Source organism: Sphingomonas pokkalii, from assembly GCF_003096275.1.
Classification (GTDB): Bacteria; Pseudomonadota; Alphaproteobacteria; order Sphingomonadales; family Sphingomonadaceae; genus Sphingomonas; species Sphingomonas pokkalii.
This window is the reverse complement of the sequence record NZ_QENQ01000001.1, coordinates 3,664,299-3,680,857: the sequence shown is the minus strand read 5'-3', so window position 1 is coordinate 3,680,857 and position 16,559 is coordinate 3,664,299. Positions and strand designations below refer to the sequence as shown.

The window sequence follows — 16,559 nt, the reverse complement described above, 5'->3', positions numbered from 1 at the left end:
CGGCCCGCCTGTGGTTATTCCGCCGCCTGGCCCATCCGCTGCGCTTCGCCCACCACCGCCTCGCGCACCGCGCGGGACAGCGCGGCGACCGTGAACGGCTTGCGCAGCACCGGGCGGTCACGGAGCTTCTCGGCGCTCGCCTCCCCGGTGAAGCCCGTGACGAACAGCACCGCTGCGCCACGCAGACGCCCCTCCAGGCCCGCGATCATCTCCGGTCCGGTCTGGCCGGGCATGAGCACATCGGTCATCACCAGGTCGACGGTCTGCATCCGCTCGATCGCGGCAGGCGCGCGCAGCGGATCGGCACAGCCGACGGCGCGATGGCCGAGCTCGCGCAGCGCCGCCAGGGTCGCCGCCAGCACGCGTGGGTCATCCTCCACCACCAGGATGTCATAGGCCGGGCCGCTGCTGTCTTCGGTCGGCTCTGCCCGCACCGGCGCACGGATCCCTGCAACGTCGGTACCCTTGTGGCGAGGCAGGTACAGGGTCACCGTAGTGCCCTCGCCCGGTGCCGTCTCGATCGCGATGCCGCCGCCCGATTGACGGACGAAGCCGAAGATCTGGCTGAGTCCTAGCCCCGTGCCCTTGCCTACCGGCTTGGTGGTGAAGAACGGTTCGAACACGCGCTCCAGCACGCCGGGGGTCATGCCGCAGCCATCGTCCTGCACGCCGACCGACACATAGTCGCCTGCCGCGCAATGGCCGACTTCGTTCGCCGCCAGACGCGCCTCGCCGGTGGTGATCGTCAGGATTCCGCGCCCATTCATCGCGTCCCGCGCGTTGACCGCCAGATTGAGCACCGCATTTTCCAGCTGGTGCCGATCGACCCAGATCCGCCAGTCCGTACCCTGGTTGCGGGCCTTTACCTGGATGGTATCGCCCAACGTGCGATCGAGCAGATCGCGCATCCCGCGGATCAGCATCCCGGCATCCACCGGCTCGGGCGCCAGCGATTCGGAGCGGGAAAAGGCGAGCAGCTGGCGGGTGAGCGCTGCCGCGCGATGCGCACCTTCCATCGCATTGTCCAGATGGCGGGCAGCCTCGCGCGGGTCCGTTTCGATCTGACGGCGCGCAAGTTCCACGCCCCCCAGCACAACCGCCAGCATATTGTTGAAATCGTGCGCGATGCCGCCGGTAAGCTGGCCCACGGCATCCATTTTTTGCGCCTGGCGGAGCGCCGCTTCCGCCTGTTCGCGCTCGTGCGCCTCGGCGCGCAGCTGCGCCGTCGCGGCCGCTACCGCTTCGCGCAGCTGGGCGGTGCGTTCCCGCTCCCAGGCCGCATCGGCATCGGCAAGCGCGCGATCCCCCTGGGCTTCGACCGCAAGCCAGCCGAGCACCACCGCACCCAGCGCGATCACCAGACCGAAACCGCTCAACACCCGCGAGGCATAGCCCGAATTCTCGATCAGCTGCGCCGCCGCCCGGGTACGATCGCGCAGCACGCCGCGCTCCTGCTCCACAATCTGATCGAGCAGCGCCTCCACCCGCTTGCGGGCAACGCTCTCCCGCACCTGATAATAGGACCCCCAGGCATCCCGGTGGCGCTTGTAGGTGGAATAGAGCGCGGTCGCATTCAACTCGTCGCCGCGCTGGGCGAAGGCTCGCTGCAACGCACGAATCTCACGTTGCTGTTGCGGATTGTCGCCGGTCAGCTGGCGCAGCCGCTGGAGTTGCTCCCCCGCCTTGCTCCATTGATCGGCATATTGCTGCCCGAGATTGCGATCGGCGCTGACGACATAGCGGCCCAGCGCCGCCTCCGCCGCGGAGATCGCGCCGGACAGCTGGTTGGCGCGCAGGATCAATTCGAAGCTATGCTGCTGACGCGCAATCGCCCGATCCCGCTCCAGATCGGTGCGCTGCTGGATCAGGATCAGCGCGCTCAGCACGACGACGCCCAGAATCGCCAGCGCGCCGAGCAAGAGCAAGCGCCAGTTCTTCGCGTGAACCGAACGCTCCAGAGACGGAAGTGCGTCGCTCATTCGCCCCAGTCTCTAGGCGCTCGCAAGCGGACTGGAAAGTGGGCTCAGCCGATCACGCCCACGGCCTGGCCGGCCGCGCGGAACATGCCCAGCACCCGCTCGATCTGCTCTGGCCGATGCTCGGCGCAGAGCGAGCAGCGCAACAGGAAGGTGCCGGCCGGAGTCGCCGGCGGGCGCGCCATGTTGACATACAGGCCGTTCTCCAGCAGCGCCTGCCACATCACCACCGCCTGTTCCTGGTCCTCCAGGATCACCGCGACGATCGCGCTTTCGGGCTTTTCGGTGCCGAGCTTGAAGCCCATGGCCGTGAGGCCGCCGTGCAGCGCGCGGGCATTTTCCCACAGCCGGGCGCGCTTCTCGTGCGCGGTCATCAGCTTGCGGATCGAGGTCGCCGCCGTCGCCACCACGCTTGGGGGCAGCGACGCGGTGAAGATGTACGGGCGGCAGGCCAGCCGGATCGCCTCGAACTTGGGGTGGTTCGAGATGCAGAAGCCGCCGACGGTGCCGACCGATTTGGAGAAGGTGCCGACGACGAAATCGACGTCCGCTTCCAGCCCCTGGTCCTCATAGACGCCGCGGCCATTGGGGCCGAAAAAGCCCATCGAATGCGCCTCGTCGACCAGCACCATCGCACCGTGTTTCTTGGCGACGGCGACCATCTCCTTGAGCGGGGCGATGTCGCCGAGCATCGAATAGACGCCCTCCAGCACCACCAGCTTGCCGGCTTCGGCCGGCAGGCGGCCGAGGCGCTTGTCGAGATCGGCCACGTCGTTGTGACGGAAGCGGACGATTTCGGCATTGCCCTGCTTGCAGCCGTCATAGATCGAGGCATGGCTGTCGGCGTCGAGGATGATATACTCGCCCTTGCCGGCCAGCGTCGAGATCATGCCCAGATTGGCCATGTAGCCGGTGGAGAACACGATCGCGCCCGACACGCCGTAGAAGTCGCGCAGCGCCTGCTCCACTTCCATATGGTCGCGGAAGGTGCCGTTGAGCATGCGGCTGCCATTGGTGCCCGAACCGAACTGATCGAGCGCGTCCTTGCCGGCCTGGATGACGTCCGGATCGAACGTCATGCCCATGTAATTATAGGTGCCGAGCAGGATCGTGTCCCTGCCCTTGATCACCGCCTCGGTGGGCGACTTGACCTGCTCCATCACGATCGCGAACGGATCGATCACGCCGCTGTCGAGCAGCGCCTGGCGCTCGGCGATCAGGCCGTCGAACTTGCTCATCAGGTCGGTCATGGCGTTCAGCCCTTGAGCTTCTGCACGGCGTCGACCAGCTGGCCGACGCTCTCGATCTCGGCCTGCATGTTCATGGTGATGACGATATCGAACTCATCCTCGATCGCGGCGACGAAATCCATCACCGTCAGGCTGTCCCATTCGAGATCGCCCGCGAAGGTGGTGGTTTCGGTGAGCGCGACGCCCTTCTTGTTGAAGGGCTCGATCTGCGCGGCGACGGTTTCGAAAATTTCTGCACGGTCAGTCATGCGGCCGGTCCTTAGTGTGATCGGTCGCAGGTGCCAAGCGAATGCGGCGAAACCGAGCCCGTCGCGGGGCACCTCCCCAAAGGTCAGGCTGCCGCCGCCTGCTCGCTATCGGCGGTGAACAGCTGGTGGACCCACAAATCCATCTGCCCGGCCACCTTCTGCAGCAGCGCCGGGTGATAATGGGTCACGTCCGCCATTTCGTCCGGGCTGTCGAGCAGGTGCGCGACTTCCAGGATGAAGAGATGTTCCGGATTCTCCCGCGCCATGCGTCGCCAGACGGCGTTGAAGATACGGCAGCGCTCCGGCGAGTGATTGAGCCCCAGCCGGTACTTCTCGATCGGTGCGTTCTCGGGTGGCAGCACCACCAGCATCCGCAAGCCGTTCTCGATCAGATGGATCACCAGGCGCAGGACGCATTTCTCGTACAGGCCAATCTCCAGCAGGTGCCATTTCTCGGGCCAGCGCACATCCAGATAATCGACGGTGGCGCCATAGACGAGGAAGGGCGGAAACGTCTGTTCGCGGTAGCTGCCGTCGTCCATCATCCGCAGCGCGAACAGGCGCGGATTGTTGTCAAACTCGATCGCGGGGCGAAAGCGGCTGTAGTGGGCGATCCCGCCGGACTGGCAGTCGAACATGATACGGATCGCCGGATCCATCCCAGGCTGAGCGTTCTGCTCTGCCCGGATCGCAGCGCGTATCTCCGCGTCATCAAAGCCATAATCGCGGATCCAGTCGGGCGTCACCCGGCTGAAGCGGCCGTCGAACGTGCTGAAATCCGCGTCCGCCCACAGCGCGCGGATCTTGCCCAACGCATATTCCTCCAGCCCCATGTGCATGGCGCGGCACGAGAAGGTGAAATGCACCATCCGCTGCTCGACACGATGCCACATCACGAAGCCGACCAGCCCGTAGCGACCATATTTGTCCCAGGCGAAAATCGACCAGCTGTCATGCTGGGTGACGTTGATGATGTCCGCCTCCAGCGCAGCAGGATCGACGCGCGACTGGGTGTAGTTCAACTGGTTCGAACGGTTGATCAGTTCGGCAATGCGCGGCGCGAACTCCAGATTGTCCATGATGAAGGGCGCGCAGGCACACAGGCCGGAGGCGCGCAGAAATGCCTCGTTGGACTGACCGGGCACGGCCGCCCGATCGCGCTTCTTGGCTTCGAGCAACCGATAATCGGCAACCCTGCTGCGCGTGCCGGTCTGCATCGCCAGCAGGTCGGCAAGCTGCTCGTCCGCATCCTCGGCCGTCGCGTCGAGCGTCTGGATCTCGGGCATGGCGTGACGCACGGCGCCCAGATTGTGCGGATTATCGTCGATGAACAGCACGTTGGCGGGGCGCAGTTGCATGTCCGCGATGATGCCGCGGATCGCCTCCGGCTTTGGCGTGAAGGCGATATGCGGGAAGACGAACTCGTCCCACAGGCCGAACGCTTCGAGCTTGGCGCGCGCCGCATCAACGTCGTTCTTCGAGCAGATCGAGGAGACCACGCCCCGAGCGTTGAAGGCGCGGACGAATTCCGCGCGCTGTTCGAACAGCGTCACCGTGTCGCCTTCGGCAAGGGTTCCCTGCCAGAGCGTGTCGTCGAGATCCCAGAGGATCAGCTTGATCGGGGCGGTCCACATGCCCCCTTTATAGAATGGTTAAGCGCCCTCGGCGCTCACAGCAGCCCCTCCGCGCGATACCAACGCGCCGTTTCCGCCAAACCGGCCTCGGTTTCGACCTGCGGCGTCCACAGATTGGCGGGAGGGCGGTTGCCCGGGCTCGCCACCCAGTCGGGATGACAGAAATAGGACACGCGGTCCGGCGTCAGCTTGGCCTTGCTGCCGCGCAGCAGCCGATCCACATGGGCGCCAGCCATCAGCATCGCCCTGGGCAGCGACAGCGCAAGCACCCGACGCCCCACTGCACGGCCGATCGCGCGGGCGAATTCCGGATGGCTCCAGCCCCCTTCCCGCCCGTCATCGGGATCGATCTCGCCGGGAAAGCGATCCGCAGCGGCGAGCCCCAGCAGCAGGCGCCCAAGATCGCCGACCTCGATCACCGAGATACGGCCACCCGGCGGCAGCAGCGCCAGCCCGAAGCGGGCGACGCGGAACAGCTCCAGCATCTCCAGGTCGCCGGGGCCGTAAATCGCCGGTGGACGGACGATCGTCCAGTCGAGGCCCGAGGCACGAACCAACTTGTCCGCCTCGCCCTTCGACCAGCCATAGGCGGAGAGCTGCGGCTCCCGACTGGCGAGCGAGGAAACGTGCACGTACCGACGCACGCCCGCCCCCTGGACCGCCGCGAGCATGTTGGCAGTGCCGGTGATGTTGCCGCGCGCGAAGCCGTCCCGATCCGGCGCATTCACCACGCCGGCGACATGGATCACCGCATCTGCACCGGCGCAAAGCGACGCCAGTGCAGCCGTGGCGTCAAGATCGCCGCGGACCCAGGTGACGCCGTCGCGCGCGGGCTGATCGCGCCGGGTCAACGCCCGCACCGCATGCCCTGACGCCAGCGCAAGATCGATCAGGCGGGATCCGACGAAGCCGGTCCCGCCGGTGATGGCAAGAACGCTCACAGCAGCGCCATATGGCTGCGATGCACCAGCGCGCTGCGGGGGGCATAGCCCAGGATCGCGCCCACCTCCTCGCTCCGCCGCCCGACGATGCGCGAGGCGTCGACATGGCCATATTCGGCAAGGCCGCGCGCGATATGCTTGCCGTCGGGGCCCACCACCACGATCAGGTCGCCGCGGGCGAACCGCCCTTCGACGCGCGTGGCGCCCGCCGAAAGCAGACTGCGGCCTTCGCGCAGGGCCTGCGCCGCACCGCTATCGATATGGATCGCCCCCTTTGCAGTCAGCCCACCGCGCAGCCAGGCCTTACGCGCCGCCGCCCCCTTCTGGGCAACGAACAGGGTTCCCCGCCCCCCTTCGGCCAGCCGCGCCAGGGGATGGACGACGCGCCCATCGGCAATGGCGAGATGCGCGCCGGCGCTCGTGGCGATCCGCGCCGCCTCGATCTTCGAGACCATGCCGCCGGACCCCATGCCCGAGGCCGAGCCTGCATCGGCCATCGATTCGATCTTCTCGTCGATGATCGGTACCAGCGGGATCAGTTCGGCATCCGGATTGGTGTTGGGGTTGGCGGTGTAGAGGCCATCCACGTCTGAAAACAACACCACACCATCGGCGTTGGCCGCACTCGCGACGCGTGCAGCCAGGCGATCATTGTCTCCGAACCGGATTTCTTCGGTTGCGACCGAATCATTCTCGTTGATCACCGGCACGACACCAAGCCGCAACAGCCGATCCAGCGTTGCCGATACGTTGAGATAGCGTCGCCGGTCTTCCAGATCGTCCAGCGTCACCAGCATCTGCGCCGCGATTAGCCCCTGATCGTGCAGCAATTCGGCCCAGACGCTGGACAAGGCGATCTGCCCCGTCGCGGCGGCAGCCTGCGCGTCTTCCAGGCTGGCACGCCCCCCCTTGGGCAGCTTCAGGCGCCGCGCGCCGAGCGCGATCGCGCCGGAGGAAACGACGACCAGCTGCTGACCTTGCCGCGCGCGCGCGCCGAGATCGGCAACCAAGCCGGCCAGCCAATCGCGCCGCACCTGCCCATCGGCATCCACGAGCAGCGACGATCCGACCTTCACGACCAGCCTGCCACATGTGGAAGGCGCGAAACCGATCGCATCGACAGAGACAGCGGGCGCAGACATGGCTGCGCTCTTAGCGGTGCGGTTCGCCATCTGCCAACCCGATCAGACGATCGATTCGCGCTGGAGGTCGCAGCAATGCCCCGCACCGGCAGCGGCAAGCCGCCCGGCCACCGCATCGCGGGTTTCGCTATCGCCGGCACGGATCTCGCCCAGTTCGGCTGCCGTCAGGAGCACCACGGGAACGACCCGGACCGCCGATAACGGCATGTCTTCGATTCGAGTCGCGAAATCGGGCTCCGGCCCGCCGATCAGCACGCCCAGCACATCGTCCGCCGTCAGAAAATGCGCCGGCATCCGCGCGGCAATCGCCGCCGAAGCGGAGACGTTGGTCAGTTCCAAAGGAATCGGCCCATGCCGATCGAGGGGGCCGAGAATGCCCTGCTCTTCGGCGACGATCGCTGCCACCCGCCGCAACACTTCCAGCATCCAGCCATCGCCCGCCACCGGCGCGGTGGAGCCTTCGCCGATGCCTTCGATGAAGAGTTCGACCTCGAACCCGTTGGCATTGGCGGCATCGCCGATCGGATCGGAAAGCCCGTCGGTCGCGAGCAGGATCGCGCTGCCGCGGTGGATGAGGCGATAGGCTTCGTGCCCCCCGGGCCACTGCGATCCCGCCGGCGCGCTCGAAAGGATGCGGTCGCTGGTCGGCCCCAGCCGTTCCCAGAACCGCGCACGCGCCTGCGCCGAGCGATCGGCGAGGCTGGCAACCGGCGCGACCTTGTCCGCCTTCGCCTGTGACCGAGCGCCGAACAGCACGCGGATCCAGCCAAAAGCACCCATCAGCAGCCCTCCAGAAACGAGTCAGGGGGCTGGCAATGCCCTAGAAATGCGTCAGAGCGGCGACCATTCAACGGGTTCCTGATCGTCATCGGCGGCAATTTCGCGCGCTTCGCCCTCGCCCGGTCGGATCGCTTCCAGCAACTGATCGAGTACCCAGTCGACCCCGGTGCCCGCCGCGCCGGAGATGGGGATCACCTGCGCGCCGCTGGCCTCCTCCAGCTCGGCCGAAAGCGCCGCGATCAGTTCATCGTCCAGCATGTCGATCTTGTTGAGCGCCACGACCACCGGCTTGTCGACCAGACCGGCGCCATAGGCTTCCAGTTCGTCACGGACGATTCGATAGCTGGTGGCGACGTCCTCGTCGTTCGCGTCGATCAGGTGCAGCAGCACACGGCACCGCTCGATATGGCCGAGGAAGCGGTCGCCGATGCCGGCACCTTCCGCGGCGCCCTGGATCAGGCCAGGGATATCCGCGATCACAAATTCCTGGCCCTTGTGACGGACCACGCCCAGCTGCGGCCGGGTGGTGGTGAAGGCATATTCACCCACCTTTGCCTGCGCGTTGGTCACCGCGTTGATGAAGGTGGACTTGCCCGCATTGGGAAGGCCGACAAGGCCGGCATCGGCAAGCAGCTTCAGCCGCAGCCATACCCAGGCCTCTTCGCTGGGCCAGCCGGTGCCGTGCTGGCGGGGCGCGCGGTTGGTGGAGGTCTTGTAGCTGGCATTGCCCCGGCCGCCATCGCCGCCGCGCAGGAACACCACGCGCTCGCCTTCCTTGGTCAGGTCGAGCAGCAGCGTCCGCTCCTCATCGTCGGCGAGCACCTGGGTGCCCACCGGCACCTTGATCACCAGGTCTTCGCCACCGGCGCCCGTGCGGTTCGAACCCGATCCGCCGCTGCCGCGCGGCGCCCGGAAATGCTGGGTATAACGGAAATCGATCAGCGTGTTGAGGCCGGCGACAGCTTCAAAAATGATATCGCCGCCCTTACCGCCATTGCCGCCGTCCGGACCACCATATTCGATGTACTTTTCGCGCCGGAAGCTCACGGCGCCAGGTCCGCCGGTGCCGGAGCGGACAAAAATCTTGGCTTGATCGAGGAAGTGCATCGCGGGGCCATAGACGTTCGCCGCGATTCCGTCACCCCCGGCGGTGGCTTTCCCCGAATGCCGACCGGCGGATGACACTTTCCGGGTGGCATCGGCGTTCAGCACCGCTATACGCGACCGGATCATTTCCGCCCTTTTTCCGTTTCATGGGCGGAAGGATCCCAGCTCGAAGGACGTTCAGCGGACAGCATGAATTCGATCGATCGCTATATGGCGCGGCTGATCGCGGTGCCGCTGATCTCCACCCTGATCATCTCCGCGATGCTGCTCGTGCTGGATCGGATGCTCCGGCTGTTCGAGTTCGTCGCGACCGAAGGCGGCCCGGTCAGCGTGGTGTGGCGGATGCTCGCCAATCTGCTTCCCGAATATCTCGGCCTCGGCATTCCGATCGGCCTGATGCTGGGCATCCTGCTGGCGTTCCGCCGCCTGGCCACCAGTTCCGAGCTGGACGTGCTGCGCGCCGTCGGGGTCAGCTACACCCGGCTGCTGCGCGTCCCCTATATGTACGCGATCGTGCTGGCGGTGGCGAACTTCGCGATCGTCGGCTTCATCCAGCCCACCTCGCGCTACAATTACGAGCAGCTCCGCTTCGAACTGCGGTCCGGTGCGCTGGGCGCGTCGATCAAGGTTGGCGAGTTCACCAACTTCGGTTCGAAGATGACGCTGCGCATCGAATCGAGCCAGGACGAAGGACGCGACCTGCGCGGCATCTTCGTTCGGATGACCGCATCGGACGGCACACCGCTGGCGGTGACGGCCGCGAAGGGGCAGTTCCTGCGGTCGGACGATCCCGACACGATTATCTTCCGCCTGACCAACGGCACGCTCGTTCACCAGGACAAGAGTTCGCCGGTGCCGCGGGTGCTGACCTTCAGCAGCCACAATCTGCCGATCCCGCTTCCAAAATATGAGCAGTTCCGCAAACGCGGCGACAGCAATCTGGAACGGACCCTGCCGGAACTGGCGGTGATCGGCCGCAGCCGCGCGGCGGACGCCGTCGAACGCGAAACCAGTCGTTCCGCCTTCCATTATCGCATGGCGGAAGTGACGACGATGTTCCTGCTGCCGATGCTCGCGGTTGCGCTGGGTATTCCGCCGAAACGCTCCACCTCGATGCTGGGTGTATTCCTGTCGATCCTGATGATCGTCACCTATCACAAGGTGAACGAATATGCTCAGGGCGTGGGCAGCCTGGGGCTGATCGATCCCATCATCGCGCTATGGGTGCCCTTTTCGATCTTTGCCGGGCTCACGATCTGGATGTACTATACCGTTGCCTATGTGCCCGGCGGCCAGCCCATCGGCGCGCTGGAGCGGGTATTCGCCAAGGCCGGCAAGCTGATTGGCCGGCTGATGCCGGGCAACCGGCGGCGCCGCAAGGTGGAGTCCGGCCAATGAGCGTGCGGGCGTGGTTCCCCTCCCCCACCATGTCGCTGTACATGGCGCGGCTGTTCGTCGTCCGCACCTTCGCCCTGCTCGGCGCGCTCGTGCTGGTGCTCACCTCGCTCGACCTGCTGAGCGAATCGGCCGCGATCCTGGCGCATCCGGGCAACGGCAATGCCCAGATCTGGGTGTATGTGACGCTTCGCGTACCGCAGATCGTCCAGACCTTCCTGCCCTATTCGGTGCTGGGCGGGGCAATCTTCACCCTCGCCCAGCTCAACCAGAACAGCGAAATCATCGCGCTCAAGTCGGGCGGCCTTTCGGCACACCAGGTCCTCGCGCCGCTGATGCTTTCCGGCCTCGTCGTCGCGGGCCTGTCCTTCACCTTCAACGACCGCATCGTCAGCCGCGCTACGGCCACGCTCGAGCAGTGGAAGAAGGTGGACTACGCCCCCCTTCCCGTCGACCGCGGCGACCGTGCCAATGTGTGGGTGCAGGCCGGCGGCAACCTGATCGAAGTGAAGCAGATCAAGGGCAAGGGCACGGCCGCCCAGCTCTATGACATCATCGTCTATGAACGGACCAACGGTTCGCTCACCTCGGTGCTCGGCGCGAAGCACGGCGTCTATGCGGGCAGTGCCTGGCGCGTCGATGGCGCGAAGCGCTTCGACGTGGCCAGCGGCACCATATCGACGATCGGCACGACGATCATCGGCCAGGGCGTCCGACCGGATCAGTTCACCCTGGCCCATGTCGATCCCGATTCCATGTCCTTCGGCGAGTTGCGCGCGGCGATCCAGGAGCTGAAGGAAGCCGGGCGGCCGACCAAGGCGTTGGAAGGTTCGCTGTGGCACAAGCTGTCCGGCCCGCTTTCCGCGTTTCTGATGCCACTGCTGGGCGCGGTCTCGGCCTTCGGTCTGGCGCGGTCGGGCAAGCTGTTCGTCCGGGTGGTGATCGGGATGGCGCTGGGTTTCCTCTATTTCGTCGCGGACAATTTCGCGCTCGCCATGGGCAATCTGGGCGCCTACCCGCCCTTCCTCGCCGCATGGGCACCGTTCCTGCTGTTCCTGATGATCGGCGAGGCCGTGCTGCTGCGCACGGAGGAATGATGCAGCGGCCGGGCGCGCGCGTTCTGGCAGCGACGTTTCTGGCGCTCGTGCCGGCGAACGCATGGGCCGGTTCAGAACGAACCTACGAGGGGACCGTCGGCACCGCGGCGGTGGTGATGGCCCTTGAGGAGGACAAGGACACAGCTTCCGGCCGGTATTTCTACCGCAGCGTGCGCCTCGATATCGACCTCTCCGGTACGGTGCACGGCCGGACGCTGGACCTGCAATCGCGGACGACCGGTGATACGCTGCACCTGACGCGCGACGGCGCAGCCCTTGGCGGCACCCTGACCACCGCAAAAGGCCGACGATTGCCCGTCCGCCTCCATCCGGCCGGCACGCCCGCCCCTCTCCCGGCCGACCTGCCGGCCAAATTGAGCACCTATGAGCGTTGGCACCTTGCCGGCCTGCAGCTCACGTCACAAAGGACGGAGACGATCGGCGGCAGGACGATTCGCTGGTATCGCGAGCCGCTTTCGGGAATCCGGCTGTTCCGAGTCGAGCGCGGCTATGCGGCGCCGGCGACGGCAGCGGTAAACCGCGCCCTCGCCCGCAACCATTGGGCCGCCGTTTCGGCCTGGTTCGCGTGCACCGGGTACGAGGGACAGCCCGGCACCGACACCGCCAAAGCACAGCGGCCCTGGCTGGGCGACAATCACCTCAGCTATCTCTGGAATGCCAGTTGGAGCTGCGCGGGGACGGCCCATCCCGACTTCGGGACGACCGGCTTCAGCTATGACATGCGCACCGGGCGCGAACTGAAGCTCGACGAACTGCTGCGGTTTGGCTCCGGGCCGATTCCTCCCGAAGAGAGCACCGGCTGGTATGGCTATCGCAGCGAGACCTTCGCACCGGGCGTCGTGGCACTGCTCAAGCACTATCATCCTGCCGAAATGACGCCACCAGGCCCCGGCGACGACGACGCATGCAACTATGCGGACGCTGAGGTCTGGCATTACCCCAGCTGGGCGCTGTCAGAGAAGGGCCTGTGGCTGGGCGCCTATTTCGCCCGCGTCCAGCGCGCCTGCGACGCACCGGATTGGGCGATTATTCCCTGGTCGGCGCTCCGGCTCCGCCGCAGTGAGAAACCCTGAAGATCGAGATGACGTGACGTTGCCCCACGGTGACGGCCCGCCGCTTCGCCGTCCGCGTACAGCCGCTCAGGGATGGGCCTTTGCCCATGCCAGCGCCCCCTGCAGCGTCGTCACCCACAGCTCGGCACGATGCCGGGCCAGCCAGGCGACGAACTTGCGGTGCTCCGCATCTGGCACGACGGAATAATCCCCGCCGACCCCATGGAACAGGAACACCGCCCAGCCCCCGCCCTGCTCCGCCTCGCGGACATAGGCGATCATCTTCTCCGCCGTCGCGCCCTGGTCGAACGGCCGCGAGGGCACGTGCATCGGATCCGCCTTCGCCACGTTCGCCCGTGCGTCGGCCGGCGTATCGGTCACGCCGCGGACATAGGTTACGAGCCCCGCCTTGCGCAGATCCTCCAGATAGTCCTTGCCACCGGCCAGACTCTGTCCGCACGGCGTGGCGAAGCCGTGATGATCCCTCCCGTCCAGCGCCCGCAGCAGCACATTCGCCTGGGCGATCTCGCGTAACATGCTCGTCGAGGTGTAGGCTTCGCTCACATAGCGCGGGTCGGCGGGATAGATGTCGTGCGTGCAAGGGTGGAAGATGGTGTGGTTCGCGAGTTCATGCCCGCTCGCCGCGACGCGCCGCCAACGCTCGACATCCTTCTCCTTCACGTTCGCGAGAAAGAAGGTGCCCTTCAGCCCTGCGGCGTCCAATGCCGGGATCGCGTTGGCGAGCTGCGATTCCAGGGCGTCGTCATAGGTCAGCACCACGGCAGCCTTGGCACCATGCGGCCAACGGGTCTGCGCATCCGCCGGCAGCGCCGCGACCAAGCATCCCCACAGCGCCGCTGCCAAGAATTTCGCCCGCATATCCCTCTCCTCCTGCCTGGTGCGCGAACCTAGCCCCGGTCCGGCCCAAAGGAAAAGGGCCGGCACACCGCCCGGTGCCCGGCCCTTCACCTTCGTCCTCGTTCGTGGTGCCGCGATCAGCGCTGGCGCATCGTGCCCTGGGCCAGCTTCACCACCAGGCCGGAAAGCGTGGGATAGTTCGCCTTGTGATAGGCGGAGCTGGGGTCCAGCGCCGCCGCCAGCCGGCGATGCGCCTCGCCGAGCGAATGGTATGGCACCGCCGGCAGAAGATGGTGCAGCGCGTGATAGCGAAGGCCCACCGGCGCCCAGAGATAGGGCAGGAAGCCTGGCTCCGGCACGTTGACGCTATCGAGATACTGCGCCGTCACGGTCAGCGGCTCGCCTTCGTTTTCCCACAGATGCGCGACCAGCGTGCGGACCTGGTTCAGCACCGCCGAGGCGGCGACGATGGCAATATAGGCAAGGAAGGCACGCAGCGGCAGAATACCCGCGACGGTGACGCCGATCAGCGTGATCGCGAACAGGCTGGCGCCCAGTTCCTGCCAGAACCACTGGCGGCGGAACTCGCCTTCGGGTTCGCGGCGCTCGAACGCCGGGTTGATCTGCAGCCCCGAATAGCGCGCCACGACCAGACGGCGCAGCTTCGGGAAGACCAGCGACAACGGCGAGAGCAGCGCAAAGCGCAGCAGCAAGCCGATCGGCATCAGCACCGAGACGAGCAGGAAAAGTGGCAGCGTCCACGGCTTCATCCGCGCCAGCGGCAGATATTCGGGATCCTGATCGGTGCCGTAGCGGGTTCGGGCATGGTGGATCGTGTGGATGCCCTCGTACATGAACGACGGCAGCAGAAGCGGGATGCCTACCAGCATGTTCCAGCCGAAGCGAAAACCCGGCAGCAGCGAATGCTTCAGGTGCGTGATCTCGTGAATGAACAGTTCGGCACGATACAGCGCGAGTACCGCGATCACGCCGCCGATCACCGCCACCCAGGGCGACGCAGCAAACATCGCCGTTGCCATGCCGGCATAGCCGATCGCTGCGGAGAGTAGGCAATCGGTCCAGTAGAGCGCCTTGTTCGGCGTGTGCAGGTCGCGGGTAAGCTCCGCGGCAGCGCGCAGCATCGCGCGGTCGTCCGGAACGCCCGAAAGCCGGATGCGCGCGACCGTCGCCGAGACATCGGCGTCCGGAAGTTCGAAGGCTAGCGATTGGGTCATGGGTTCTGCCATTGGCCTTAGATAGTGGCTATAAGGTGGCATTACAAAGCGCCCGAGGGGCAATGCCGCGTGCCGCTTGACAGGCGCCTTCGGACGCTCGACTGCATTGCGCCGTATCAAGAATTCTGGGGAATCTCCGCGTGGCCAGCACCGATCTCAAGGTCCGTCCGGTATCGGGCAAGGCCGATACCAAGGCGTTCATCGAAGTCGCCTATCGCCTGAACGGCGACGATCCGCACTGGGTGCCGCCCTTGCGCGAAGAAGTCGCCGGAACGATCAACCCAAAGAAGAATGGCTGGTTCAGCCATGCCGAGGCGCAGCTGTTCCTGGCGGAACGCGCGGGCAAGGTGGTCGGGCGCATTTCCGCGCATATCGACACGCTGGCGCTGCAGATGCCGGCCGAGCAGGGATTCGGGCCGGGCACCGGATTCTGGGGCTTGTTCGAGGCAGAAGATCCAACCGTCGCCGCCGCGCTGATCGCGCAGGCCGAAGACTGGCTGCGCGCCAAGGGTATGACCAAGGCACTGGGACCGGTGAGCCTGTCGATCTGGGAAGAGCCGGGGCTGCTGGTGAAGGGGCACGATCACCCGCCGACGGTATTGATGGGCCACCACCCTGCGCGCTACCAGGGGTGGATTGAGGGGGTGGGCTATGGGGCTGCCAAGAAGATCGTCACCTACGATCTGGACATCAGCAAGCAATTCCCGCCGATCGTCCAGCGCATCGTCGCGGCCGGGGAGAAGAACCCGCGCATCCACATCCGTGAGGTGAACAAGGCGAAGTTCGCCGAGGAAGCCGCGATCATCCTTGCCATCCTCAACGATGCATGGTCGGACAACTGGGGCTTCGTGCCGCTCACCCAGCCCGAGGTGGACGATGTCGGCAAGAAGCTGAAACCGCTGGTGTTCAACGACCTGATCCGTATCGCCGAATATGATGGCGAGCCGGTCGCGTTCATGGTCACCCTGCCCGACCTCAACGAGCCGCTGAAGCCGCTCAAGGGATCGCTGCTGCCGTTCGGCTGGGCAAAGCTGCTGCTATGGCTGCGCAAACCGAAGTCGCGGACGATGCGCGTGCCGCTGATGGGGGTGGTGAAGCGCCTGCAAAGCTCGCGCCTGGCGAGCCAGCTGGCCTTCATGATGATCGAATATATCCGTCGCGCCGCCGTGGCCAAATATGGCGCGAGCCGGGGCGAGATCGGCTGGATCCTGGACGATAACCAGGGAATGATCGCGATCGCCGATGCGATCGAAAGCAAGATCAACCGGGAATATCTGATCTACCAGAAGGCACTCTGATTTCCCGGGCGGCGGGCGGAGTGGCAACCCTTGGCCACCCCGCGCGCGCCGGAAAACAGGATCACTCTTCGATGGGATCGACACCCGTCTGCTTGATCCACTCGGTGCGGGTCTTGCAAACCTTCGGGCGATGGATGCGCGAGCCGGTGATGGTGCCTTCGACGCAGTAGAGGACGTTCGGGTTCGCAGCCGCTTCTTCCTTCGACAGGACCTTGGCAGCCTTCGCCGACGGACGCTTCATTTCACGGTCGGATGCGGCATTGGCCGGCGAAACCAGGACGAACGTGACGGCAGCGGCACCGATCAGAGCGGCGCTGCGGGCGAAAATCGTGTGGCGAACGGTGGTCATATCTGGCTCCTGTTGCTCGGCGCTGGACCCCGGCGGTGTCCTTCTTGCCGATGCAAACAGTATTGCAGGTGCCGTGCCAGTTTTTCGAAACGTTATAATTCAAACACTTACAGATTTTCGCCCAAGTGTGTTAGCGCCATAAAGCGGTAAATTACACCAAATTCCCGCACAATGCG

General features: G+C 65.7%; 15 protein-coding genes. 4 read left to right on the top strand and 11 right to left on the bottom strand.

All coding sequences use genetic code 11. From position 1 onward, the window contains the following. Positions 1 to 14: 14 nt before the first annotated feature. From DD559_RS16960 to obgE, 8 genes are all read right to left on the bottom strand, one after another. Positions 15 to 1,979 (bottom strand): ATP-binding protein, encoded by a 1,965-nt coding sequence (locus DD559_RS16960; protein WP_116470216.1) that lies wholly within the window; start codon positions 1,977 to 1,979, stop codon positions 15 to 17. 44 nt (positions 1,980 to 2,023) lie between these two features. Then, positions 2,024 to 3,226: a serine palmitoyltransferase gene (gene spt, locus DD559_RS16955; RefSeq protein ID WP_116470215.1), complete on the bottom strand. Its 1,203-nt coding sequence runs from the start codon at positions 3,224 to 3,226 to the stop codon at positions 2,024 to 2,026. A gap of 5 nt (positions 3,227 to 3,231) precedes the next feature. Next, a complete protein-coding gene (locus DD559_RS16950; protein WP_116470214.1) occupies positions 3,232 to 3,474 on the bottom strand; it encodes an acyl carrier protein in 243 nt (80 codons plus the stop codon). 83 nt (positions 3,475 to 3,557) lie between these two features. After that, positions 3,558 to 5,108, bottom strand: a complete 1,551-nt coding sequence (locus tag DD559_RS16945) for an HAD family hydrolase (protein ID WP_116470213.1) — start codon at positions 5,106 to 5,108, stop codon at positions 3,558 to 3,560. 35 nt (positions 5,109 to 5,143) lie between these two features. Then, on the bottom strand, positions 5,144 to 6,049 hold the full coding sequence (locus DD559_RS16940; RefSeq protein ID WP_116470212.1) for an NAD-dependent epimerase/dehydratase family protein: 906 nt from the start codon (positions 6,047 to 6,049) through the stop codon (positions 5,144 to 5,146). Beyond that, positions 6,046 to 7,191, bottom strand: a complete 1,146-nt coding sequence (gene proB / locus DD559_RS16935) for a glutamate 5-kinase (RefSeq protein WP_116470991.1) — start codon at positions 7,189 to 7,191, stop codon at positions 6,046 to 6,048. The genes DD559_RS16940 and proB overlap by 4 nt, the downstream gene beginning before the upstream one ends. 42 nt (positions 7,192 to 7,233) lie before the next feature. Then, entirely contained in the window at positions 7,234 to 7,971 is a 738-nt protein-coding gene (locus DD559_RS16930; protein WP_116470211.1) for a suppressor of fused domain protein, read from the bottom strand. A gap of 51 nt (positions 7,972 to 8,022) precedes the next feature. Continuing rightward, positions 8,023 to 9,078 carry a GTPase ObgE gene (gene obgE / locus DD559_RS16925; RefSeq protein ID WP_116470990.1) on the bottom strand — a complete coding sequence of 352 codons (1,056 nt, stop codon included), beginning with the start codon at positions 9,076 to 9,078 and terminating at the stop codon, positions 8,023 to 8,025. 189 nt (positions 9,079 to 9,267) lie between these two features. Here obgE and lptF point away from each other — a divergent pair, with 189 nt between their 5' ends. The 3 genes from lptF to DD559_RS16910 are packed head-to-tail and all read left to right on the top strand — an operon-like array spanning position 9,268 to position 12,664. After that, positions 9,268 to 10,476, top strand: coding sequence for an LPS export ABC transporter permease LptF (gene lptF / locus DD559_RS16920; RefSeq protein ID WP_206364531.1), 1,209 nt, complete (start codon positions 9,268 to 9,270; stop codon positions 10,474 to 10,476). Beyond that, entirely contained in the window at positions 10,473 to 11,570 is a 1,098-nt protein-coding gene (gene lptG / locus DD559_RS16915) for an LPS export ABC transporter permease LptG (RefSeq protein WP_116470210.1), read from the top strand. The genes lptF and lptG overlap by 4 nt, the downstream gene beginning before the upstream one ends. Continuing rightward, positions 11,570 to 12,664: a hypothetical protein gene (locus DD559_RS16910; RefSeq protein ID WP_116470209.1), complete on the top strand. Its 1,095-nt coding sequence runs from the start codon at positions 11,570 to 11,572 to the stop codon at positions 12,662 to 12,664. The genes lptG and DD559_RS16910 overlap by 1 nt, the downstream gene beginning before the upstream one ends. Positions 12,665 to 12,730: 66 nt before the next feature. Here DD559_RS16910 and DD559_RS16905 read toward each other — a convergent pair whose 3' ends face one another. Next, complete coding sequence (locus DD559_RS16905; protein ID WP_116470208.1) at positions 12,731 to 13,522, bottom strand: polysaccharide deacetylase family protein; 792 nt, start codon at positions 13,520 to 13,522, stop codon at positions 12,731 to 12,733. Between the two features lie 116 nt (positions 13,523 to 13,638). After that, positions 13,639 to 14,736 carry a fatty acid desaturase family protein gene (locus DD559_RS16900; RefSeq protein WP_116470988.1) on the bottom strand — a complete coding sequence of 366 codons (1,098 nt, stop codon included), beginning with the start codon at positions 14,734 to 14,736 and terminating at the stop codon, positions 13,639 to 13,641. 140 nt (positions 14,737 to 14,876) lie between these two features. Between DD559_RS16900 and DD559_RS16895 the strand changes: the two genes are divergently transcribed. Next, complete coding sequence (locus DD559_RS16895; RefSeq protein ID WP_116470207.1) at positions 14,877 to 16,034, top strand: N-acetyltransferase; 1,158 nt, start codon at positions 14,877 to 14,879, stop codon at positions 16,032 to 16,034. Positions 16,035 to 16,095: 61 nt separating this feature from the next. Here the strand turns inward: DD559_RS16895 and DD559_RS16890 are convergent, their stop codons facing one another. After that, positions 16,096 to 16,383, bottom strand: coding sequence for a hypothetical protein (locus DD559_RS16890; protein WP_116470206.1), 288 nt, complete (start codon positions 16,381 to 16,383; stop codon positions 16,096 to 16,098). Positions 16,384 to 16,559: the final 176 nt, after the last annotated feature.